General features: G+C 67.0%; 19 protein-coding genes and 1 pseudogene. 11 read left to right on the top strand and 9 right to left on the bottom strand.

Going from position 1 to position 21,883, the window contains the following annotated elements:
* Positions 1-218 precede the first annotated feature (218 nt).
* Together MARKY_RS10980 and MARKY_RS10985 are read right to left on the bottom strand one after the other, a co-directional pair.
* A complete protein-coding gene (locus tag MARKY_RS10980) occupies positions 219-575 on the bottom strand; it encodes a hypothetical protein (RefSeq protein ID WP_169311742.1) in 357 nt (118 codons plus the stop codon).
* Positions 576-687: 112 nt separating this feature from the next.
* Entirely contained in the window at positions 688-1,272 is a 585-nt protein-coding gene (locus MARKY_RS10985; RefSeq protein ID WP_041658089.1) for a C39 family peptidase, read from the bottom strand.
* A 297-nt stretch (positions 1,273-1,569) separates the two neighbouring features.
* Between MARKY_RS10985 and MARKY_RS10990 the strand changes: the two are divergent.
* From MARKY_RS10990 to MARKY_RS11035, 10 genes and pseudogenes are all read left to right on the top strand, one after another.
* Positions 1,570-2,669 (top strand): annotated as a pseudogene (locus tag MARKY_RS10990) (transposase).
* Positions 2,670-2,902: 233 nt separating this feature from the next.
* Positions 2,903-3,748: a hypothetical protein gene (locus MARKY_RS10995; RefSeq protein ID WP_013704951.1), complete on the top strand. Its 846-nt coding sequence runs from the start codon at positions 2,903-2,905 to the stop codon at positions 3,746-3,748.
* A gap of 109 nt (positions 3,749-3,857) precedes the next feature.
* On the top strand, positions 3,858-4,610 hold the full coding sequence (locus MARKY_RS11000) for a LamB/YcsF family protein (RefSeq protein WP_013704952.1): 753 nt from the start codon (positions 3,858-3,860) through the stop codon (positions 4,608-4,610).
* A 3-nt stretch (positions 4,611-4,613) separates the two neighbouring features.
* Positions 4,614-6,122: a 5-oxoprolinase subunit PxpB gene (pxpB, locus tag MARKY_RS11005; RefSeq protein ID WP_013704953.1), complete on the top strand. Its 1,509-nt coding sequence runs from the start codon at positions 4,614-4,616 to the stop codon at positions 6,120-6,122.
* Positions 6,123-6,310: 188 nt separating this feature from the next.
* Positions 6,311-6,994, top strand: a complete 684-nt coding sequence (locus MARKY_RS11010; RefSeq protein WP_013704954.1) for a cytochrome c3 family protein — start codon at positions 6,311-6,313, stop codon at positions 6,992-6,994.
* A 12-nt stretch (positions 6,995-7,006) separates the two neighbouring features.
* Positions 7,007-10,024, top strand: a complete 3,018-nt coding sequence (locus tag MARKY_RS11015) for a TAT-variant-translocated molybdopterin oxidoreductase (protein WP_013704955.1) — start codon at positions 7,007-7,009, stop codon at positions 10,022-10,024.
* The gene (gene nrfD, locus MARKY_RS11020) at positions 10,024-11,406 is read left to right on the top strand and encodes an NrfD/PsrC family molybdoenzyme membrane anchor subunit (RefSeq protein ID WP_013704956.1); all 1,383 of its coding nucleotides are present in this window, start codon (positions 10,024-10,026) and stop codon (positions 11,404-11,406) included. The genes MARKY_RS11015 and nrfD overlap by 1 nt, the downstream gene beginning before the upstream one ends.
* A 15-nt stretch (positions 11,407-11,421) precedes the next feature.
* Positions 11,422-11,955, top strand: coding sequence for a DUF3341 domain-containing protein (locus MARKY_RS11025; RefSeq protein ID WP_013704957.1), 534 nt, complete (start codon positions 11,422-11,424; stop codon positions 11,953-11,955).
* Positions 11,952-12,512, top strand: a complete 561-nt coding sequence (locus MARKY_RS11030; RefSeq protein WP_013704958.1) for a c-type cytochrome — start codon at positions 11,952-11,954, stop codon at positions 12,510-12,512. Before MARKY_RS11025 ends, MARKY_RS11030 begins: the two co-directional genes overlap by 4 nt.
* Positions 12,499-13,656 carry a hypothetical protein gene (locus MARKY_RS11035; RefSeq protein WP_013704959.1) on the top strand — a complete coding sequence of 386 codons (1,158 nt, stop codon included), beginning with the start codon at positions 12,499-12,501 and terminating at the stop codon, positions 13,654-13,656. The genes MARKY_RS11030 and MARKY_RS11035 overlap by 14 nt, the downstream gene beginning before the upstream one ends.
* 3 nt (positions 13,657-13,659) lie before the next feature.
* Here MARKY_RS11035 and MARKY_RS11040 read toward each other — a convergent pair whose 3' ends face one another.
* From MARKY_RS11040 to MARKY_RS11050, 3 genes are all read right to left on the bottom strand, one after another.
* Positions 13,660-15,441 carry a M3 family oligoendopeptidase gene (locus tag MARKY_RS11040; RefSeq protein WP_041658091.1) on the bottom strand — a complete coding sequence of 594 codons (1,782 nt, stop codon included), beginning with the start codon at positions 15,439-15,441 and terminating at the stop codon, positions 13,660-13,662.
* Positions 15,442-15,505: 64 nt separating this feature from the next.
* The gene (locus tag MARKY_RS11045; protein WP_013704961.1) at positions 15,506-16,117 is read right to left on the bottom strand and encodes a thioredoxin-like domain-containing protein; all 612 of its coding nucleotides are present in this window, start codon (positions 16,115-16,117) and stop codon (positions 15,506-15,508) included.
* Positions 16,118-16,156: 39 nt separating this feature from the next.
* On the bottom strand, positions 16,157-16,564 hold the full coding sequence (locus MARKY_RS11050; protein ID WP_013704962.1) for a hypothetical protein: 408 nt from the start codon (positions 16,562-16,564) through the stop codon (positions 16,157-16,159).
* A 219-nt stretch (positions 16,565-16,783) separates the two neighbouring features.
* Here MARKY_RS11050 and MARKY_RS11055 point away from each other — a divergent pair, with 219 nt between their 5' ends.
* A complete protein-coding gene (locus MARKY_RS11055) occupies positions 16,784-17,590 on the top strand; it encodes a TlpA disulfide reductase family protein (RefSeq protein ID WP_013704963.1) in 807 nt (268 codons plus the stop codon).
* Here MARKY_RS11055 and MARKY_RS11060 read toward each other — a convergent pair.
* From MARKY_RS11060 to MARKY_RS11075, 4 genes are read right to left on the bottom strand one after another with little or no spacing between them, the layout of a single operon-like run.
* Positions 17,580-18,122, bottom strand: coding sequence for a hypothetical protein (locus MARKY_RS11060; RefSeq protein WP_013704964.1), 543 nt, complete (start codon positions 18,120-18,122; stop codon positions 17,580-17,582). The two genes, MARKY_RS11055 and MARKY_RS11060, sit on opposite strands and share 11 nt — an antisense overlap.
* The gene (locus MARKY_RS11065) at positions 18,119-19,093 is read right to left on the bottom strand and encodes a hypothetical protein (RefSeq protein ID WP_013704965.1); all 975 of its coding nucleotides are present in this window, start codon (positions 19,091-19,093) and stop codon (positions 18,119-18,121) included. Before MARKY_RS11065 ends, MARKY_RS11060 begins: the two co-directional genes overlap by 4 nt.
* Positions 19,094-19,104: 11 nt before the next feature.
* Positions 19,105-19,365 (bottom strand): glutaredoxin family protein, encoded by a 261-nt coding sequence (locus MARKY_RS11070; RefSeq protein WP_013704966.1) that lies wholly within the window; start codon positions 19,363-19,365, stop codon positions 19,105-19,107.
* 15 nt (positions 19,366-19,380) lie between these two features.
* Positions 19,381-21,882: a heavy metal translocating P-type ATPase gene (locus MARKY_RS11075; protein WP_013704967.1), complete on the bottom strand. Its 2,502-nt coding sequence runs from the start codon at positions 21,880-21,882 to the stop codon at positions 19,381-19,383.
* Position 21,883: the final 1 nt, after the last annotated feature.

The raw sequence follows: 21,883 nt of genomic DNA on the forward strand, positions 1-21,883 counted from the left end.
GGCGTGGGCGGCGTGCGTAGGCGAAGGGTTGGCTGAGCGAAGCTGAAAACCGGTAGCTCACTCGGTCGTTGGCCACAAACCCCGCCCCAAACGAGGCCCCGAGCATGGTGGGGTAGGGCGGGTTGAAGCCGTGGGAGGCCTCAAGGGAAAGCGAAAGCACGGTGGGGTCCCGGAGGAAAAGGAGAGCGCAAACGAGGCCGAGGCGGCCCAGGGGTGGCTCAGGGCGAGCGAGAACCCCGGGTCCAGAGGGCGATCCGGGGAATGAGGTCGGTGCGCGTCTCGTCCCGGTAGGCCTGGGTCTCATCGGCAAAGGTGCGGAGGGTCTGGGTGTAGGCGAGGGCACCGGCAAGCCCCGCCCCCAGGGAGAGGGTCTCGGAAAGGGCGTAGCTCAGCGCGAGGTCGGCGGAAAGGCCATGGCTCGCGACCCGGTCGGTGTAGGGCCCCTTGGCCGGGTCCACCCCGAGGCCGCGATAGCCCGTGGGTGCGTAGCCAAGCGAGACCGATAAGGCCAGCTTCCCCGGTTCCGGCTCCGCGCGTTTTAAGGGGTCCACCGGCTCGGGGAGGGACTGGGCCAAGGCGAGGCTGAAAGCAAGAAGCAGCAAGAGCAGGGCCGGGGCAATAGTCTTAGGCTTAATCGCTTGCCTTAAAAACCACGCGCCGCGCACGACGTACCACGCACCTTTCCTTCTAGGGTAACCGCGCCCGGAGGGCAGCCAGGCGGGAAAGCTCTGCCTTTGCCCAGGCAAGTTCTTTGGCCTGGAGCGCCTTCGCTTCCTTGAGCTGGGTCTTCGTCTTCGGAACCGCCAGCAGGATCACCCCGGAAAAGCCCTTCTCCGTCACCAGGGCCTGATCCGTCGGCCCCAGGAGGGATCGGCGAGGAGCACCTATAGGCGGGTCCACGATCCTGGCGATCATCAGGAAGTGGAGCTGGGGCCTCGTCACGTGGCCGATCACGGGAAGCCCGCCCTGGCGAAAGTAGTCGGCGAGCTCTTCCAGGTCCACCCGGTAGGCCCGCACCCGGTAGCCCTTCCTCTCCAGGTAGCGCTTCAAGGAGAGGGCGGTGAGGCCCTTCAAGGGGTCCTTGCCCGATCGCTCGGTTTCCTTGATGGCGACCTCGAGAATCTCGCTCTCCGTCGCGGGATCGCCGTAGTAGTACATAAGCAGGGTGGCCACCGCCGCCGCCCCGCAGGTGTACCAGTCCGCCTGACCGATGACGTGGGTGTAGCGGAGGGGGCGGTAGGTTTTGTTTTCTGAATTGGCGAATGCGAACACGGAAAGCGCGGAAACAGAAACTATCGTTGCAATGAGGCGAAAACCGAGCAATATCCGCCACCTCATTTATGCTTTCTTTTTATTTCAGAGGACTTTACTAAGGGTCGACTTGATAAACCGTCATAAACTATGATAAACGCTATAATCCCAGGCAGGACATAGGCAAAAAGCCTTGCATACTCCGAATTCGCCCTCAACAAAAGTATGCTCAAAACTTGCACTTATGCACCCTGGGGATACCTATGCGCCAGGACCACTTGAAAGGGGCCGCTGGTTTCCCGTCTGATGACGGGTGCCATGACCCAAGCGGCCCTGTCCCTACTTTGGACCCTCCTGGCCCTTTTGCCAAGCCCCCACCTCCAGGAATCCCTCAAGGCCCTGCTCTTGCTCCTCCTCCACGGCCACGGCAAGGCCAGACCCCAGCACAGCCAGGTCAAGTCCCCCTCCGCCCTCTCTCGCTTCCTCAACCGCTACCCCTGGCCCACCCGCGCTCTCATCCGCCTGGCAAGAAAAGAGGCCGAGAAAGCCCTGGACCGGGCCAGAAAGAAAAAAGGCCCCAAGCCCCGTCTCCTGGTGGTCCTGGACCTAGTCACTCTGGAGAAGCGGGGCCGTTTCCAGGCCCTGCCCCTCTCCTTTTTTCACGGCAAGTGGGGACTCCATCTGGTGGTCCTCTACCTCGTCTACGGAGACCTCCGCATCCCTTGGGCCTACCGCCTCTGGCGGGGCAAGGGGGAGAAGGCCCTCTCCCGCCTGGCCCTAAGCCTCCTGGCCTCTCTGCCCCCCTGGATGCGCCGGGCCTTCCGGATACGGGTGGCCGCGGATGCGGCCTTTGGCACCACCGGTTCCTTTTCGGGGTGAAGCGGTTGGGTTTTGAAGCGGTGGTGGGGATGCGGCGGGACCGGAGGCTGCGGGAAGGGGGGAGGCTTGGGGACCTCAGGCGGCAGGGGAGCCGGGTCTACCTTTGGGGGCTTTCCTTCCCGGTCTGGGTGGCCTGGTACCGCTACCCCCTGCCCCAAGGGGGCTGGGAGTGGCGGTACGTGGTGGCCACCTTTCCCGCCACGCCCCGGACGGCGCTCACTTGGGGAAAGAGGCGGTTTGCCATAGAGCACTTCTTCCGCGCCGCGAAAAGCGAGTTCTCCCTGGGGCAGTTTGGGCAGCGGACGGCTTTGGGGGTGCACCGTTTTCTGGTGCTTTCCCTTCTGGCCTACCTGTTGGCCCACTGGGTGGGCATGGAGGGGGAAGGAAGCTGGCGGGAGGCCAGGGAGCGGGCGGCGCGGGTTCTCTTGCCTGAGCTCGTGGTGCAGCTCGCCCTGCGGGAGCTCTATGCCCTGGGTCTCTGGCCGCCGGGGGGAGGGGGTGAAGGTTTATGCGGGATATGCGGGAGGTGCAAGTTTTGAGTATGTACACTGGAAATGAAAGCACATACACGACTATGGCAAGAAGGTCTATCTTTGTAGGACTTGTGCCGCTCCAAAATATAGATGCGGCTATTAAAATTAAACCGATAGAGAAGGACCTGAAAGCTTGCAAAAAGGTCATTGGCGTAGGGAGAGTAATCCCTAAGATAACCACAAATACCTTCGTGTGCTACTTGATCTGGACCCCCAAGATGTGAAAGAAGGGGGGTGCTATGGACTCCAACCGGGAGCACCCCCTTTACTATCTTGACGCGGAAACCCTTCTGGTGGATACCTACATCTGGGTGGATGACGAACTCAAGGCCTTGCAAGCTCAGGGCTTCAACCCCCCCCCAAAGCAAAAGTACCAGAAGGCCACCCTGGCCGAGCTCCTGACCCTCGCCATCTTTTTGCTCCTCCAGGGCCAGAACCTCGCCAAAGGCTACCTGGCCGCCAAAACCACCCTGAAGGCTTACTTCCCCTCCCTCCCCCACCTCTCCCGCTTCTACCGGGTTCTTCAGAAGGCCCAGGGGCTGTTGGCCTGCCTCGCTACGCGCCTTGCTGGCGGAGAAGGACTTTTGCAGGTGGTGGACCTCAAGCCTATCCCCCTGGCCCACGGCCACCGCATCCACGGCCTCTCTCTTCCCGAGGCCGCGATGGGGGTAGGACCTCTGGGGGCTTTTGGAGGCTACGTCCTCATGCCGGTGATGAACGAGCGGGGTCTCTTCTTTCGTTGGGCCATTCTCCCCGGTAATGCCCGGGAGACCTGGGGGAGGGACCTCCTGGACGGTTTGCCCGCGGTCCTCGGGAACCGGGGTCTTCGCTGGGTCCAGGGGGTCAAGACGCCACCCTATCGGGTCAGGGGAGGAACGGTGGTGGAGACGGGGTGGAGAGGGAGGATGGGAAGGGTACGGAACTGGATTGAGACGCGGTTTAGCGTGATGGTGCGGTCTTTGGGGCTTCATCGGATAGAGGCCCGGTCCTACTGGGGTCTGGTGGCCCGGGTGAACCTCATCCTGCTCGTTCACAACCTCATACGTAGCCGGGTGCTTCTCAGGATGGCCGGGGTGGAGCTATGAGGTAGCACACGAAGGTAAAGTATAAAGATTCGTGAGGTCCGCATGCAGTTCCGGATCGGAGGCGCGGGACGCGGCACGCCCCTACCGGCGGCCTCGAGGGGAGGGGACCATGTGGGTGGACCTTAACGCGGACGCGGGCGAGTCGTTTGGCGCGTGGCGGATGGGGCAGGACGAGGCGCTGTTTCCCCTTCTTACTTCGGTGAACCTGGCCTGCGGATTTCACGCGGGGGACCCTAGGACCATGCTCCGCGCGGTGCGGCTGGCCAAAAGCCACGGCGTCCGCGTGGGGGCGCACCCGGGGTTTCCAGACCTTGTGGGGTTTGGGCGGCGCGACCTGGACGCGAGCCCCGAGGAGGTCTACGCGGACGTGCTCTACCAGATCGGGGCGCTTGCGGCCTTCCTGCGGCTTGAGGGGATGCCGCTCCATCACGTGAAGCCGCACGGGGCGCTCTACCTGCGCATGGCTCGGGATCCCGAGATCGCGCGGGCGGTGGCCCAGGCGGTCAAGGACTACGACCCCGAGCTGCCCCTCGTGCTGCTCGGGGGCACCGCGATGGAGGAGGCGGCGCGCGCGGTGGGGGCGCGGTACGTGCGCGAGGCTTTCCCTGACCGGGCTTACCTCTCAAACGGACAGCTGGCCCCCCGGCGGATGGAGGGGGCGCTGGTGCACGATCCTAAGCGCGCGGCCGAGCGAGCCGTGCAGATGGTGGTGGAGGGGAAGGTCAAGGCGCTTGACGGAGGATGGGTGGAGGTTAAGGCCGAGACCCTCTGCATTCACGGGGACAACCCCGAGTCGGTCGCGATTGCCCGGGCCGTGCGGGAGGCGCTTTTGGCCGCGGGGGTCGAGGTCCGCCCGTTCTAGCCGATGTACCGCGGATTTTACCTGCGCTACGCGGAGCGGATGGACCCGGAGGCAAACGCTCGGGTTCACGCCCTTACCGCGCGGCTCGTAGAGGACCCCCTTCCTGGCGTTACGGACCTCATTCCCGGGTACGGCACGCTCTACGTGGAGTACGATCCCCGCTGCACCCACGTCGCCCGGGTGCGCCGCTGGGTGAAAAGGCACGAGGAGGAGCTTGAGGGCTCCCGCGGTGCGGAGCGGCTGGTGGAGATCCCGGTGCGCTACGACGGGCCGGACCTAAAGGAGGTTGCTCGGCACACCGGCCTCAGCGTCAAGGAGGTTGTCCAGCGCCACAGCGCCCCCACCTACCGCGTTTACGCCGTGGGGTTTGTCCCGGGCTTCCCCTTTATGGGGGAGGTGGACCCCAGGCTCCGCGTGCCGCGCCGCCCGACGCCGCGCCAGGCCGTTCCCGCGCACGCGGTGGGCATCGCCGGCGCGCAAACGGGGGTGTACCCCCTTCGCACCCCCGGTGGGTGGCACCTTCTCGGATATGCCCTGGTTCAGCTGTACGATCCCAAACGCCCCGAGCCTTTTCTCCTTGGGCCGGGGGACCGCGTGCGGTTCGTGCCGCGGGAGGGGGAGGTCCCGCCGGAACCGGAGGCGCTCGAGCTGTGGCCCACCGAACCCGCCCATCCCGTCCTCAGGGTTGAGGAGGAAGGGTTGCTCGACCTGTTGGTGGATCAGGGGCGTTTTTGCGCGGGGCGGTTCGGACTGGCCCGCTCAGGGGCGCTCGACCCGCTCGCCGCCCGCTACGCCAACGCGCTCGTGGGCAACCCCCCGGAGGCGCCCCTCCTCGAGCTCACCCTTAAGGGACCGGTCCTGACTGCGCTGCGGCCGGTCGTGGTGGGGTTTGCCGGGTGGGGGATGGTGCCCGAAGTGCGCAGCGAGCGGGTTCCACCGTGGCAGAGTGTTGCGCTCCGGCCGGGGGACACCCTCCGGTTCGTGCCGACCGGAGAGGGGGTGCGGGGGTACCTGGCCGTGGCCGGGGGCCTTGAGGTCCGGCGGTTTTGGGGGAGCGCGTCGGTGGACCTCAAGGGCAAGATCGGCCGTCCCTTGCGGGCCGGGGACGTGCTGGGCGTGGCGGCACCCCGAGCGGTGCGCGCGGGGTACGCCCTTTGCCCCCCTTTCGTGCCCGAGGATCCGGTGCGGCTCCGCGTTCTGCCGGGGCCCCAGGCCACCCCGGAGGCCTTGGAGGCGCTCACGCGAGGGGTGTTCGAGGTCACAAGCGCCAACCGGATGGGGCTGCGCCTTGGGGGGCCGAGGGTGCCGGGGGGGGAGGTCCTCTCCGAGGCGGCGCCTATCGGCGCGGTTCAGGTTCCGCCCAGCGGGGCACCTATCGTGCTTCTCGCGGACCGGGGAACGCTGGGCGGGTACGCCAAGCCCGCGGTGGTGCACCCGGCGGATCTTCCGAAGGCCGCCCAGGTGCGCCCCGGCCAGCGGGTGCGGTTCGTGCTGGGAACCCCGGGACCGTAGCTTGGCTTCTGGAACCCACCGCGCCCGGGTGGGACCGGGGCCCCTTACCCCACAGCCTTACCTTCCCATCCACGCCGGGACAAATGTCCTATACTGGGCCGCTTCAGGCATCGGGTAGTATGATTCCATAAATCCGAAGGTTTAAAGGCCCTTAGCGCGTCGCCGAGAGAGCTGGAAGGAGCCAGCACATGCTCAAAGGGCGAAGGCGAAACGCGATCGTTAAAGCACTGTTTTATGGTGCTGTATCCGCGTTCGCGGCGTTGCTCTTGGTGATCTTCTCGGGCGCGGCGGTGGGGCGGTTCGACCCCCGGCCGGGCAACCCCGTGCCTCAGCCCGTACCCTTCAGCCACAAGCTGCACGCCGGGGAGCTCGGCCTGGACTGCCGCTACTGCCACGCCGCGGTGGAGCAAGCCGCGTACGCCGGCATCCCCCCCACGGAGACCTGCATGACCTGCCACACCCAGATCAAGACGGACAGCCCGCTCCTCGAGCCGGTCCGCCAAAGCTGGGCAACGGGCGAACCCATCCGCTGGAACCGGGTGGTGCAGGTCCCGGACTTCGTGTACTTCAACCACAGCATCCATGTTCAGAAAGGCGTGGGGTGCGCCACCTGTCACGGCCCGGTGCAGGAAATGGACGTGGTGTACATGGATCCCCAACCGGTCCGGATGGATCCCAACGCCCAACCGTTCCAGATGCTCTTCTGCCTGAACTGCCACCGCGCCCCCGAACGGTTCATCCGGCCCAAGGAAGAAGTCTTCAACATGAGCTACCGGCCTCCCGAAAACCAGCTCGAGCTTGGGACCCGGCTTGTCGAGGCCTACGGCATCCGGAAAGAGGGACTCACGAGCTGCTCGGTCTGCCACCGCTAGGGAGGGGTCCGCATGCACGAGTTTGACGCGCTGCGCAAACGCTTACAACGCAAGAAAGGACGGGCCTTCTGGCGCAGCCTGGAGGAGCTCGCGGAGAGCGAGGCCTTCCAGGACTTCCTCAAGCACGAGTTCCCCCGGCAGTTCTTCCCCTGGGAGGCCAGCCTCGACCGCCGGCGGTTCCTGAAGCTCGCGGGGGCCTCGCTCGCCCTCGCAGGGCTCACCGCCTGCACGCCCCAATCGGCGCGCAAGGTCGTGCCCTACGTCAAGCAACCCCCCGAGATCCTCACCGGAGAAGCCCGGTTCTACGCCACGGTCTTCACTCACGGCGGGTTCGCCGAGGGCCTCCTCGCTAAAAGCCTCGAGGGCCGACCGATCAAGCTCGAGGGCAACCCCGAGCACCCCACCAGCCTCGGGGCGACGAGCGCCTTCGCCCAGGCCTCCCTCCTCACCCTCTACGATCCCGAACGCTCCCAAGAGGTGCGGCACCGGGGCCGGCCCAGCACCTGGGAGGATTTTGAGGCGTACCTAGCGCGCGTGCTCGCGGCGCAGGAGGCTCAAGGCGGGCGCGGCCTTCGCATCCTCACCGAGACGGTCACCTCCCCCACCCTCGCCGCGACGCTCCGGCAGGTGCTCGAACGTTTCCCCGAAGCCCGATGGTACGCCTACGAGCCAGTCAACCACGACAACCTTTACGCGGGCGCGCGCCTCGCGTTCGGGGAGGAGGTCTGGCCGGTCTACCGGGTGCGCGAAGCCCGGGTCATCGTGAGCCTGGACGCGGACCTTCTCTACGCTTTTCCCGGCAGCGTGCGGTACGCACGCGAGTTCGCGGACGGCCGCCGGGTCCGCGCGGGCACGCACGAGATGAACCGCCTCTACGTCGTGGAGAGCGGCCTCACCCTCACCGGCGCGGCGGCGGATCACCGGCTGGCCCTCCGGCCCAGCCAGGTTCAGGCCTTCGCCCTCGAGCTCGCCCGCGCCCTGGGCGTCGTTGAGGGCGGCCCCTTCCTGCTCGAGCACGCCGGGTGGGCCGAGAAGGTCGCGCTGGACCTCGCCGAGCACCGCGGGCAGGGCCTGGTCATCGCCGGACCGCACCAGCCCCCCCTGGTGCACGCCCTCGCGCACGCGATCAACGCCGCCATGGGCAACGCGGGCCGCACGGTGGTGTACCTGGAGCCCATCGAGGCTAACCCCCGGCCGCAGCAGGCGGGCCTCGAGGCCCTGGCGCGCGAGATGGCGGAAGGGCAGGTCGAGGCGCTCTTCATCCTGGGGGGGAACCCCGCCTACACCGCCCCGGCGGATCTGGGCTTCGCCGAACACTTAAAGCGCGTGCCGTTCAGCGTGCACCTGGGGGTGTACCAGGACGAGACCGCGGCCCTGTGCCGCTGGCACCTGCCCGAGGCGCACTACCTCGAGGCCTGGGGGGACGCGCGCGCGCACGACGGCACGGTCTCGATCATCCAGCCGTTGATCGAACCCCTGTACGGCGGGCGGTCGGCCCTGGAGCTCGCCGCGGCCCTCGCGGGGGAGGCGCGGGAGGGGTACGACCTGGTACGGGCCTACTGGCAGGCGGCCTTTACGGAGGGTGGGGGTGGGAATTTTGAGGCCTTCTGGCGGCAGGCCTTGCATGACGGGGTGGTGCCGGGCACCGCAGGCCGCCCCAGACCGGTCGCGCTCCGGTCGGACTGGGCACCCCGCGCCTGGCCGCAGCCTGAGGTGGGCGAGGGCCTCGAGGTCCTCTTCCAGCCAGACCCCACGGTCTGGGACGGGCGGTACGCGGCGAACGCCTGGCTGCAGGAGTTGCCCAAGCCCATCACCAAGCTCACCTGGGACAACGCCGTGCTCATCTCCCCCAAGACCGCGGAGCGGGTGGGGGTGGCCGAGGCGGTGCGGCGGGCCTGGGCGCGGGACGACACGCGCATGCCGTTGGTCCGCCTCACGCTCTCGGGGCGGCACCTTGAGGCGCCGGTCTTCGTGGTGCCCGGCCTGCCCGACGACACGGTCACGGTGCACCTGGGGTACGGGCGTACGCGCGCCGGCGTGGGCAGCAACGCCGGGTTCAATGCCTACGCCCTGCGCACCAGCGCATCCCCCTGGTTCGCGAGCGGCGCGGAACTGGTCCCCGCGAAGGGCACGTACACCCTCGCCACCACGCAGAACCACCACAGCATGGAGGGGCGGGACCTCATCCGGGCAGAGCCCCTGGAGGCCTTCGTAGCGGGGCGGGTGGGGGAGGAATCGCCTATCCCCGAGGCCTCCCTATACCCCGAGTTCGAGTACGAGGGATACGCCTGGGCTATGACGATCGACCTCACCACCTGCATCGGTTGCAACGCGTGCGTTGCGGCCTGCCAGGCGGAGAACAACATCCCTGTGGTGGGCAAGCCCGAGGTTCTGCGGGGACGTGAGATGCACTGGATCCGCATCGATCGGTACTTCGAGGGGGCGCTCGAGACCCCCAGGGTGTACCACCAACCGGTGCCCTGCATGCACTGCGAGCGGGCCCCCTGCGAACCGGTCTGTCCGGTAGGGGCGACGCTGCACGACAGCGAGGGACTGAACGTGATGGTGTACAACCGCTGCATCGGCACCCGGTACTGCTCAAACAACTGCCCCTACAAGGTCCGGCGCTTCAACTTCTTCGATTACGCGAATCGTTTCCTCGCCCCGGAAGGGGAGGTCACGCCCCTCACGCTCCTGATGAACCCTGAGGTGACAGTGCGCAGCCGCGGCGTGATGGAGAAGTGCACCTACTGCACCCAGCGCATCAACGCGGCGCGCATCGCGGCCAAGAAGGAGGGCCGCCGCATCCAGGACGGCGAGGTGGTACCCGCGTGCCAGGCGGCCTGCCCCACCCAGGCGATCGTCTTCGGGGACCTGAACGATCCCCAAAGCCGGGTGCGCGCGCTCAAGGAGCAACCCCATCACTACACGTTTTTGAGCGAGCTCAACACCCAGCCGCGCACCACATACCTGGCGCGCATCCAGAACCCCAATCCCGCCTTGGGGATGGGGGAGGAGGTGGAGGGCTGATGGAACTCCCGTTCAAACCCCGGCCGGCCTCGAGCGCGCCCGACACCCAGGAGGTGCTGATCGAGGGCGAGCACACCTACACCTCGCTGGCCGACAAACTCGCCGCGATCGTCGAGAACAAACCCCCGCCCCAGTGGTACCCGGTCGTGTGGATCGGGTTCCTCGGCTCCCTCCTCCTCCTCACGGCCGCCGTGGTCACCCTCTGGAAAGGTGTCGGGATCTGGGGGCTCAACCAACCAGTCGCCTGGGGGTTCGCCATCATGCACTTCGTCTGGTGGATCGGGATCGGGCACGCGGGCACGCTGATCTCCGCCATCCTGGTCCTGGCACGCCAGGACTGGCGTGACTCCCTGAACCGCATCACCGAGACGATGACCCTCTTCGCCGTGCTCGCGGCAGGCCTCTTCCCCATCCTACACCTGGGCCGCCCCGAGAACTTCTACTGGATCATCCCATACCCGAACAACCTGGGCCTATGGCCGCAGTTCAAAAGCCCCCTGACCTGGGACGTGCTCGCGGTCATGACCTACCTCACGGTCTCCACCCTCTTCCTGTACCTCGGGCTGATCCCCGACCTGGCCCTCCTGCGGGAACGCGCCAGGAACCCGGTGCTGCGGTTCGTGTACGGTGCGCTCTCCCTGGGCTGGACCGGCTCGGCCGTGCACTGGCACCGCTACCGCGCGGCCTACGTCCTCCTCGCAGGCCTCGCCACGCCGCTCGTGATCTCGGTGCACTCGGTGGTCAGTCTGGACTTCGCGTACTCCCTCATCCCCGGCTGGCACCTCACCCTCTTCCCGCCCTTCTTCGCCTCAGGCGCGATCTACTCGGGGTTCGCCATGGCCCTCACCCTGGTCATTCCCTTGCGGGCCTGGTACAAGCTCGAGGACGTCATCACCCCAACGCACCTCGAGTGGATGGCACGGATCCTCCTGGCCGCCGGGCTGGGGGTGACCTACGTGTACGTCTTCGAGTTCTTCACCGGCTGGTACAGCGGGGAGCCCTACGAGCTCGGCCTGATCAAAAACCGCGTCTCCGGTCCGTACGCCCCGTACTTCTGGGCGGAGATGACCGCGAACGTCGCCGTATTGCAGCTCCTTTGGTTCCCCAGGATCCGTAAAAGCGTCTGGGCGCTCTTTGTGATCTCCATCATCGCGAACGTCGGCATGTGGCTCGATCGCTTTGATATCGTGGTGATGAGCCTGAACCGCGACTTCCTGCCCTCGTCCTGGCAGCTGTACTTCCCCACCTTCTGGGACTGGGCGCTTTACATCGGCACCCTGGGGTTCTACCTCTTCGGCCTGGCGCTCTTCGTCCGCTTCTTCCCCCCGATCGCCATCGCCGAGCTGCTGCACCTCCTACACAAGAAGAAGAGACACCACTAAGGAAGGGGTGACCGCGTGGCACGGCTATTCGGTTTGGTCGCGGAGTTCGACGACCCGGAACGGCTCCTCGAGGCTACCCGGCGCGCCCGCGCCGAAGGGTACCAACGCCTCGACGCCCACACCCCATTCCCGGTGGAGGGGCTTGTGGAGGCCTTGGGCCGGCGGGACGAGCGCATCCCCTGGATCGCCTTCGTTGTTGGGATGCTCGGCGCGGCCTTCGGGTTCTGGATGCAGGCCTACATCCAGACGGTGGACTACCCCCTGAACATCGGGGGCAAGCCCCTCCTCGGCTGGCCCGCGTACGTCCCCATCACCTTCGAGATCACGATCCTCTCTATCTCGATCGCGCTCTTCTTCGCTATGCTGCTCATGAACGGCCTGCCCCTGGCCCACCACCCCCTCCGCAACACCCCGGTGTACCCGCGGATCTTCGCGGACCGGTTCGTCCTGGTCGTGGAGGCCACCGACCCCAGGTTCGACCCCGAAGCGACCCGTACGTTCCTCGAGGGCCTCGGAGCCCTTTCCGTCACGGAGGTTCGGGAGGCATGAAGGTCACGCATCGCGCCTTTCTGCTCCTCGTCGCCCTCCTCACCGCGGGTTGCGCGCGGATGTGGACGCAACCCCGCGCCGAGCCGTTCTCCGAGACATACACCCAAGCCCTGCCCCAGGCCCGCCGCCAACCGCCCGCACGCACGGTAGCGCGGGGGGCGCTGGCGCGCGACGCGGCCTTTTACACCGGGATGGATGCGGGCGGGTTCGTGCAGGAGGTACCCCTCCCCATCGCCGCGGCGGACCTCGCGCGGGGCGGGGAGGTGTACCAGGTCTTCTGCGCGGTCTGTCACGGCTCCACGGGTGAAGGAGACGGCATCGTCGTGCAGCGGGGGTTCCCCGCCCCGCCGTCCTTCCGGCAGCCTCGCCTCGAGGCCCAACCCCCGGGGTACTTCTTCTGGGCGGCGACCAACGGGTTCGGTCGCATGTTCAGTTACGCCTCCCGCATCACCCCGGAGGACCGTTGGCGCGTCGCGGCCTACATCAAGCGCTGTATGCACGGCAGGGACCCCGCCTGCCCCTTGGAAGGAGGTCGGGTAAGCCATGGAGCGCGTTAAGGAAGCGCTGCCGATCGGGGCGCCCAAGCGCCTCGCGCTCGGCGTGGGGGTCGTGGGCCTCGTAGCCCTCTTCGCCAGCGGCCTTCTGGGCACTCCCGGCGTGGTTCAGTCCTATCTGTTCGCCTACACCTGGTGGTTCGCCCTCAGCGTGGGGGCGGTGGGCGGGCTGTTGCTGCACCACCTCCTGAAGAGCTTCTGGGGGCGGCCCATCGCGCCGTTCATGGAGGCCTCGGCCCTGACGCTCCCCCTGCTCGCCGCGCTGTTCGTGCCCGTGCTGTTCGGCCTGCAAGAGCTTTACCCTTGGGCACGGCCGGAGGCGGTGGCCGAAGACCCGATCCTCCAGCACAAGGCGGTTTACCTCAACCCCGGCTTCTTCGCGTTGCGCTTCGCCCTGTACTTCGCCCTGTGGATCGGACTCACCACCCTTTTGGTGCGTCTGGGGCGCGCGCACGAACCGAGCCGCGTGCAACGGCGTACCGAGCTCAGCGCGGCCGGGATGGTCCTCTTCGTCTTCACCGCGAGCTTCGCCGCGGTGGACCTGTTGATGTCCCTCGAACCCCACTTCTTCTCGGCCTCGTTCGGGGCGATCTTCGTGGAGGGGCACGTGCTCACCGCGTTGGCCGCGGCCGTGGCGGGAGCAGTACTGCTGGCCCCTAAGCTTCCCGGCTTAAAGTCCCAGCTTACCCCTACGAACCTGCAAAACCTCACCAACCTTCTGCTCGTCTTCCTCACGGTGTGGGCCTACCTGGCCTTCGCGCAGTACCTGATCATCTGGGGCGCGAACCTGCCCGCGGAGGCTATCTACTTCGTGGAGCGCAGCCAGGGGCCCTGGCGCGGGGTCAGCCTGGCCTTGATGGGACTGCAGTTCGCCCTGCCCTTCCTCCTCCTCCTCACCAACCCCCCCAAGCGCACCCCCTGGGTACTGGGGGCCATCGCGGCCTGGCTGGTCCTCATGCGGCTGGTGGACGTCGCCTGGACGGTCGTGCCCTCCCTGGAGCGCGTCGCGGCCCTTACCTGGACCGACCTCCTCGCCTTCCTCGGCGTCGGTGGGCTCTGGAGCTGGTGGTTTCTGGGCCGGCTCGAGGAGCGCATCCAGGCCCACGCCCTGCAGGAGGCCCCTGCCGAGCGCGGGCCGGAAGGGTGAGGGCTAGGCCTGCTGGGGCAGGGGCTCGGCTTCGAGGGTGCGGATCAGCCCCTCGAAGACCTCGAACCCCCCCTGCCAGAACGCCGCATCGCGCACGTCGATCCCTTCCCGCGCGAGCAGCTCGGCCGGAGCGACCGAGCCGCCCGCGGCGAGGATGCGCTCGAGGCGGGGCTTGAAGGCCTCGCCCTCGGCGCGGTACTGGCGGTAAAGCGCGAGCACGAGAAGCTGGCCGAAGGCGTAGGCGTACACGTAGAAGGGCGTGCCGTAGATGTGGGGGATGGAGACCCACTCCCACCTAAACTCCTCGCCGACCTCCACCGCGTCGCCGAACTGAAGGGCGAGGTTCTCGAGGTAGGCCTGGGCGAGGGCTTCGGTGGTCGCGCCTTCGGCGATCATCTCGTGCGCGGTCTGCTCGAACAGGGCGAAGAAGGCCTGGCGTAGGATGGTGGCGTAGTTATCGTCCACCTGGGCGAAGAGGATGTCCCGCCGCACGGCCGGGTCCCGTTCCTCCTCGAGGAGGTAGTCCACGAGGAGCATCTCCCCAAAGGTCGAGGCGGTCTCCGCGAGGGGGAGGGGGGCGTGGAAGGTGAAGATCGAGTGGTGCCCGGCGAGCATGGCGTGGATCGCGTGCCCCAGCTCGTGCGCCATGGTGGAGACGTCCTCCACCCGCCCCTGGTAGTTCAGGAGCACCCAGGGCACGAGGCGCGGGCTGGGGCTCCAGCAGAAGGCCCCGCCCTGCTTGCCCTTGCGTACCTCGCTGTCCACGTGCCCGGCCTCGAAGACCCGCAGGGCGAGCTCGGCAAACCGCGGGTGGAAGCGCTCGAAGGCCACGCGCACCATCTCCACCGCCTCCGCGAAGGGGTAGGTGCGCTTGCTTTCGGAGACCGGGGCGTAGATGTCGTAGCGGCGGAGCCTCTCCATGCCGAGCCAGCGGGCCTTGAGGCGGAAGTACCGCTGGAAGAGGGAGGCGTTCTCCCGGCAGACGGTGAGCAAAGCCTCCACCGCCTCGTCGGGCAGGTCGTTCATCTTGTTGCGCGCCGCGATGGGCGTCTTGAACCCTCGAAGGCGCACGTACTCGTTCCGCCAGTCCTGCACGATGCCCTGGTAGATCTGCCCCAGGATCGGGCCGTCCGCGCCGTACACCCGGTAGAGCTCCCGGTAGGCCGCCGCGCGCACCTCAGGTCGCGCGTCCCGCGCGTACACCATCAGCTCGCCGCGCGTGAGCTCCTTGGTCTCCCCGTCCACCTCGAGCCGGAAGGTGTAGCGGTTGGTGATCGAGTCGTACAGGGTATCCAGCGCCTGCCGTCCGGTCACGTTCTTCAGGTTGATGATCCGTTCCTCCGGCTCGCTCAGGGTGTGCGCCCGGAAAGCGCGCAGGTGCTCGAGCCAGTAGCGGCGCGTGGTCTCGCCTTGCATCAGGCGCGCAGCCGCAGCATCCTCCAGGTTCTTCCACCACAACTCGAAGAACAGGGTGCGGTTCTGGAGTTCCGCGATCCGCTGCCGCACCCGCGCGAGCGCGGCCTGCGCCTCGGGGTCCTGGGTGTCCTCCGCGAAGCGAAGCCCGGCGAGGGCGTAGGCGCTGTGCGCTAGCTCGGTGATGGCCTCGAGCCGGTCCAGGATCTCGCGGAAGCGGGCCTCGGTAAGTTCCGGCCCGAGTTCGTCGCGCACCGCCTCGAAGGCTGTGACGGCCTCGTCCAGGGCCCGTAGCGCCGCGTCGAGGTCGGGGTGTCCGGTGCCGGCCAGCAGGTCGTCCAGTCGCCAGCGGGTCTGTGAGTACGCGCTCATGACCTTGATCATACCGCCCCTGCCGGTCGGGCAGGGGCGGTCGCGCACCGGCTTTTGGGCGGGGTTAGCGCACCGGGTTCTCCGGCCCCCGCCCGCGGTAGGCGTCGATGAAGGCCGCGGCCGCCGCTGGGTCGAAAGACTCGAGGCGCAGGCGTTTGGTCCACGCGGTGAGGACCACGGCCTTCCCAAGCTCCGGCTTGCGCACCACCACCACGCCTGCCCAGGGCTCACCGGCATAGAGGTCGGCCCACGCCCGGAGCAATCGGAGGGCGTCCTCGCCCGGCGCATCGTAGTAGATCACGACGTGGCCGTGCTCGAGGGAGTGCACCAGCGCCTCCGGGCGGCGCTCACGGGTGTAGAACCCGGGCTCTACCGAGCTCGGCCAGTGGCTGCCGGAGGTGGGGAACTCGTCCGGGTACTGGATGCGGCTCCCGGTTGGGGCGTGCCGCTGCCCGTAAGAGGGGAGGTCCTCCACCTGGGCCAGGGCCGCCTGCCCCTGGCGTACGAGCGTGGCGAATTCGGCGGCTACTTGCCGCCCCTGCCACCAGGACCACCCCCCCCACGCCACACCCAAGACCGCCGCAGTCACCAGCAGCACCCCCCACGGGCTGCGTCGGCGCGCACGGTCCGGGACCCGCCGCTTTCCGCTGCCTTCGCGTCGTTTAGACTTGGCCATGCCCTTCCTCCCTCACGCGCTCCAATCCTCGCCCGGTCCTTAAGGGCGCAGTGCCTCCGCGATCGCCTCGAGAAGGGCTTCCTTCTCCCCGTAGCTCGGCCGGAGGAAGACCAGGGTGCAGTTCGTCCAGTCCTGCACCGCGGCGATCTCCAGCCCGTCCGGTTGCTTGAGGTGCGGGTACGCCCCGTACTCCACGTACATGCCGAACCGTTCCGCGACGGCCTCGAGGCGCTCGAGGTTCTCGCGGTTAAAGCGCACCACGTACGGCAGGAGGAACGCGGGTTTGCCGCAGCTCCCGCCGAGGCCCACCATGGGAAAGCCGGCAAGGCTGGGCGGCTGGTACTTGCGCGCGCAGCGCTCGAGGAAGGCCTCCCGGTCGCGCACCCGGTCTTTCGTGGTCTTTAGGCTGGCGACGTAAGCGCCTAGGGATACTGGTTCCGTCGGCATCGTGCACCTCCCTCGCTAGTATAAGCCCTTCCCTCCTGGGGAGGGTTTTAAAGTACTCCACGTAGCGTTCACCGCGGGGAGGCTCTTAAGGAAACCGTGCTTCAAGCTCATCATAGGTGCTCTGTAGGAACGGAGGTTCCCGTCCCATGGGATACCCAGCCGGGTTCCTGCACTTCCCCTCTTTCAGCCCACCCGATCACCGGGTAACCTGGATGGGGTATGGACGCGATCAACCTTGGCCCCTTCCTGATTCCGCTCACCCGGGCATATGTTGCCCTGGCGCTGGCCGGACTGATCCTCGCCGCGGAGGTGCTAGCGCGCACCGTGGATAAAAGGTTCGCCCCTTGGGGATGGAACACGGTACTCCTAGGCCTCGTTGCTGCTCGTCTGGGGTTCGTCCTGAACAACCTTCCGGCTTACGCTCCGGATCCCTTGAGCGTCCTGTACGTCTGGCAAGGTGGATTCTCCCCTCTTTGGGGCATCGCAGGCGGTACAGCGTACACGCTCTGGTTCTTCCGCAAACATTGGTTCCTTTTGCAGTGGGCCCTCGTACCCGCGGGCCTTGCGGGCGTGGTCTGGCTCGCCCTCGGTAGCCTCACCCCCAAGGCCCCGGACTCCGCCGAGACCCTTCCCCCCCTCACGTTTACACGACTGGACGGTACGCAGGTTACGCTCACAGAGTACCTGGGTCAACCGGTGGTTCTGAATCTCTGGGCTACCTGGTGCCCCCCCTGTCTGAGGGAACTTCCCCTCCTGGCCGAGACCGCACAGGCCCGCCCAGAAGTGGCCTTCGTCTTTCTGGATCAGGGAGAAGGCCGCCTTGTGGTTCAGACCTTCCTCGAGGAGAAAGGGTTCGACCTCCCCGAGGTGCTCCTCGATCCCACCAACCAGGCGGGCCGTTACTTCCGCATTATCGGGCTGCCCACCACCCTGTTCTTTAACGCCGAAGGCCAGCTCGTCGCACGGCACGTGGGTGAGCTCTCTCGGGCCGCGCTCCTAGGGTACCTCAACCAGATCACGCGCTAACCGCGCGCGCGAAGTGCTTGAGCACGAACCCCCCCCACGCCAGGGCCAGCCCCGCGAGGACCGCGAAGACCGCGTACCCCAGGGGTTGCGCCCACCCGGGCACGTCCGCGCCCTGCGCGCGTCGGAGCGTTCCGAGCGCCACCACCTCCTGCGGAGCCGCGCCTAAAAGAACGCGCGTGGAGGTCCCAGATACAAAGTCGATCCCGGACCCGTGGCGCAAGTACACTGCGTACACCCCTTCTTCCGCGAAGCGGTACGTGAAGCGAAACCGCCCTCCGCCCTCCGCGCGCAGCACGCGCCGGGCTACGAGCTCTCGCCCCGTCCCGTCAAAACGCACCAAAGCCGCGAACACCTCCTCGGGGGGCGGGTCGGCCAGCACCTCGAGCACGACCTCGCTCTCCGCGCTTACGCCGCGGTAGTTCAAGGCCACCTCGAACGCGCCCGCCACACTCCCGTTACGGGCCGGCTCCTCGTGGGCCCAGACCCCGGCAAAGCCGAGCAGCAGCGCGCCCACCGCAACCGCCCACCTCACGCCGTTCCCTCCAACGGACGCAGCTGGCGCGCGACCCATCCTCCCAACGCGCCCCCCAAGAGGGCCGCTGTGAGCGCGAACGGCCAGGCCGCCCCCAGCACCCAATCCGGCCAGAGCGCCTCCGCGAAGACGGGGTAGCTCGCGGCGAGGGCCGTCCCCCCGACGAATCCGCCGAGGAGCCACGGGGGAAGCCAGCGCGCCAGGAGGTCCGCCACCACCCCGGCCGGGAGCAGCACCGCGATCAAGGGCCGCGAGACCCCCGCCAAGTCCAGCTGGGCGGTCAGCATCAAGCCGCCCGCCAGTGCGGCGCGAAACAGGGTGTACCCCAAAGCCGCCGCGCTCGCCGCGAAAGGCAAGGGCTCCAGCCGCGCCAGCAGCACCAAAACGAAGGCCCCGAGCCCCGCGAGGATCACCGGGTGGTAGACCGGGCTGAAGGCCGGTACCACGTACTCGTACTCCGCGAGGAGCAGGGTGCTCCAGCCCAGGAGCAGCCCCCCAAACCCCACGCTCAGCCAGGCGTACGCCGGCCCCGCCGCCCACCACCGCTCGATCTCGGCCGTGACGAGCCCCCCAAAGCTCGCGAGCCCCAACCCCAACAGGCCGATCAGGTGCATCGGGGCCCACAGCGAGATGTCCGGCCCGAACAGGCGGTGCCACAGATCATCCGCCGGAGCGAAGATCAAAACCAACAGCGCGCCCGCCGCGACCGTGAGGATGCCCGGGTGCAGCGCGCGCCCCGCCACCATCAAATGCCAGGGGGTGCGGCGACGTTCCCGGAACATCCCCACCCCGGCCACCAGGACGCTCGCGAGCATCGCGCCGTAGATCAGATTGTGCGGGGGCGAGAAGAAGGCATCCCGCCCCCGGTCGATGTGCCAAGCGATGTCCCAGTACACGCCGAAAAGCCCCGAAAGCCCCCCCAGCATGAGCCCGGCCAACACCCTCGCGAGGTTCAGGCCGGGCCGCGCCATCCCCCCCGCTCCTAGCGCTCGCCGAGGGCGGCCTCGAGCTTCGGCCGCTGCTCTGCGAAGGTGCCGTAGAAGACCTCCCGGCCGATCACCGTGACCGGCGCGACGCGCACGCCGTACTTCTTCTTGACCATCTCGGCCGTGCGGGGGTCGCTCAGATCCCGTTCCTCATAGGGCACGCCGCGGGATTCGAGCCAGGCCTTGAGGGCCCGGCAGTCCGGGCAGGTGGGGGTGGTGTACACGATTACTTGGGGCTTGCGCTTTCCGAAGAGCATGTCCTCCCCCCTTTCTCACGCAGCGGCGGGTTGGAGCGGCTGGGCCTTAGGCTCATGCGCCAGGGGCGGGCGGAAACCACGCAGGCGCAGGGAGTTCATGAGAACGAAGATGCTGGAGAAGCTCATCGCCGCAGCTGCGAAGATGGGGTTGAGCAGGAGACCAAAGGCAGGGTAGAGCACACCAGCCGCTACGGGAATCAGCGCGGTGTTGTAAGCATAGGCCCAGAAGAAGTTCAGGACGATCGTCCGGAAGGTGCGCTTGGAGAGGGCCACCGCGTTCACGATGCCGCGCAGGTCTCCGGACATCAGGATCACGTCGCCGGCTTCGATGGCGATATCGGTCCCAGTGCCGATGGCGATCCCCACGTCGGCTTGGGCTAGGGCTGGTGCATCGTTGATCCCATCCCCTACGAAGGCGACCTTCTTCCCCTCGGACTGCAGACGCTTGACCTCCTCGGCCTTCTGGTCCGGAAGCACCTCGGCCAGGACCCGCTCGATGCCCACCTGACGGGCAATGGCCTGGGCGGTGCGTTGGTTGTCCCCGGTGAGCATCGCGACCTCGATGCCCATGGCCTTGAGGGCAGCAACCGCTTCCGCGCTACCTTCCTTAAGGGGGTCGGCCACCGCGATCACCGCGAGGAGTTTTCCGTCTACTGCGGCGAAGATCGGGGTCTTGGCTTGGTCGGACAACTCCCCTACCAGAGCCTCGGTACCACTGATGTCGATACCGAGCTTTTTCATGTAACGGTCAGCGCCTACATGAACGGTCCGCCCCTCTACCTCGGCCTTCAGGCCAAACCCAGGAATGGCTTCGAAGGCAGCAACCTCCGGCAGGGTCATCCCGCGGGCCTCGGCGGCCTGGCGGATGGCCTCAGCGATGGGGTGCTCGCTCTTCTGCTCGGCGGCCGCCACCAGGCGAAGGGCTTCCTCTTCGCTAAAGCCGTTAAAGGGCTTGAGGTCGGTGAGTTCTGGACGCCCCTTGGTCAGGGTGCCGGTCTTGTCAAGCACCACGGTCTGCACCTTGCCCAGCATTTCCAACGCGGTACCCTTACGGAACAGGACGCCCATCTCAGCCCCTTTACCGGTGCCGACCATGATGGCTGTCGGTGTGGCCAGGCCCATGGCGCAAGGACAAGCAATGAGCAGCACGCTCACTGCGGTCACAAAAGCGTAGGTCAGCTGCGGGCTCGGCCCGTAAATATACCAGATCGCAAAGGTGAGGGCAGCGATAACGAGCACTACCGGCACGAAGACCCCGGCAATCTTGTCAGCCAGCTGCTGGATCGGAGGCTTCTGGCTCTGGGCCTCCTCCACCATGCGGATAATCTGGCTGAGCACGGTGTCCGCACCCACGCGGGTGGCCTTGAAGACGAAGGATCCAGTCTTGTTAACCGTTCCGCCTACGACTTCGTCACCGGGGTGCTTGGCGACCGGGATCGGCTCACCGGTGATCATCGACTCGTCAACGTACGACTCCCCTTCGGTGACCTCGCCATCCACCGGGATGCGCTCACCGGGACGCACCACCACGAGATCCCCAGGCACCACCGCTTCAACGGGGAGCTCGATCTCCTTCCCGTCGCGCAGGACCCGAGCGGTCTTTGCCTGAAGCTGCATCAGCTTCTTGATGGCCTCCGAGGTCCGCCCCTTGGCTACATGCTCCAGGTACTTTCCGAGCAGGATCAGGGTGATGATCACACCGGCGGCCTCAAAGTACGTGTTGGCCGTGCCCTTTGGGAAGATGCCCGGGACCAGGGTGGCCAGGACCGAGTAGGTGTACGCGGCGCTGGTACCGATCATAACCAGCGAGTTCATGCCGGGGCTTCTGTGTTTCAGCTCCGCCCACCCCACGCGGAAGAAGCGCCACCCCGAGATGAACATCACCGGCGTGACCAGCGCGAACTCGATCCAGCGCCAGACGGTCTTCGGCAGCAGGGCGTGCATCCACTCCTTCAAGAAGAAGCCGTCCGGCGCGTAGGGGGTCATGGCGATGATCACAAGCGGTACGGTGAGCACCGCGGCCAGGGTCAGGTCCCGACGATAGGCCTTGAGTTCCTTCTCCTGGGCCTCATCCTGGGCCTCCGCCCCAGCAGACCCCGTATCCTCAAGGGGCTCGTACCCGGCCTCTTGAATGGCCGCCTTGATCCGGGCTAGGCTGACCATCTCCGGCAGGAAGACCACGGTAGCCTTCTCTGTCGCCAGGTTCACGCTGGCCTCGAGAACGCCGGGGAGCTTCTTAAGGGAACGCTCCACTCGGGAGACGCAGCTCGCACACGTCATGCCCCCCACCCGGATCTCGACCCGTTCCGTGACCGGGGTGTACCCCGCCTCCTGAACCGCCTCAAGGAGCGCCGATAGGTCACCCTGGCCGGGATCAAAGGTCACCGAGACCTTCTCCGTCGCCAGGTTCACGCTGGCCTCGAGGACCCCTTTCTGTTTCTTCAGAGCGCGTTCCACCCGCGCGACGCAGCTCGCGCAGGTCATGCCTTGGACACCGAAGCGGACTTCCTGGGGCATC

Origin of the sequence: Marinithermus hydrothermalis DSM 14884 (assembly GCF_000195335.1) — a bacterium.
Taxonomy (GTDB): Bacteria; Deinococcota; Deinococci; order Deinococcales; family Marinithermaceae; genus Marinithermus; species Marinithermus hydrothermalis.

Coding starts and splice junctions, on each gene's coding strand:
- MARKY_RS10995 (WP_013704951.1), top strand. CDS start 2,903: ATGGACTCCAACCGGGAGCACCCCCTTTACTATCTTGACGCGGAAACC.
- MARKY_RS11000 (WP_013704952.1), top strand. CDS start 3,858: ATGTGGGTGGACCTTAACGCGGACGCGGGCGAGTCGTTTGGCGCGTGG.
- pxpB (WP_013704953.1), top strand. CDS start 4,614: ATGTACCGCGGATTTTACCTGCGCTACGCGGAGCGGATGGACCCGGAG.
- MARKY_RS11010 (WP_013704954.1), top strand. CDS start 6,311: ATGCTCAAAGGGCGAAGGCGAAACGCGATCGTTAAAGCACTGTTTTAT.
- MARKY_RS11015 (WP_013704955.1), top strand. CDS start 7,007: ATGCACGAGTTTGACGCGCTGCGCAAACGCTTACAACGCAAGAAAGGA.
- nrfD (WP_013704956.1), top strand. CDS start 10,024: ATGGAACTCCCGTTCAAACCCCGGCCGGCCTCGAGCGCGCCCGACACC.
- MARKY_RS11030 (WP_013704958.1), top strand. CDS start 11,952: ATGAAGGTCACGCATCGCGCCTTTCTGCTCCTCGTCGCCCTCCTCACC.
- MARKY_RS11035 (WP_013704959.1), top strand. CDS start 12,499: ATGGAGCGCGTTAAGGAAGCGCTGCCGATCGGGGCGCCCAAGCGCCTC.
- MARKY_RS11040 (WP_041658091.1), bottom strand. CDS start 15,441: ATGAGCGCGTACTCACAGACCCGCTGGCGACTGGACGACCTGCTGGCC.
- MARKY_RS11045 (WP_013704961.1), bottom strand. CDS start 16,117: ATGGCCAAGTCTAAACGACGCGAAGGCAGCGGAAAGCGGCGGGTCCCG.
- MARKY_RS11050 (WP_013704962.1), bottom strand. CDS start 16,564: ATGCCGACGGAACCAGTATCCCTAGGCGCTTACGTCGCCAGCCTAAAG.
- MARKY_RS11055 (WP_013704963.1), top strand. CDS start 16,784: ATGGACGCGATCAACCTTGGCCCCTTCCTGATTCCGCTCACCCGGGCA.
- MARKY_RS11065 (WP_013704965.1), bottom strand. CDS start 19,093: ATGGCGCGGCCCGGCCTGAACCTCGCGAGGGTGTTGGCCGGGCTCATG.
- MARKY_RS11070 (WP_013704966.1), bottom strand. CDS start 19,365: ATGCTCTTCGGAAAGCGCAAGCCCCAAGTAATCGTGTACACCACCCCC.
- MARKY_RS11075 (WP_013704967.1), bottom strand. CDS start 21,882: ATGCCCCAGGAAGTCCGCTTCGGTGTCCAAGGCATGACCTGCGCGAGC.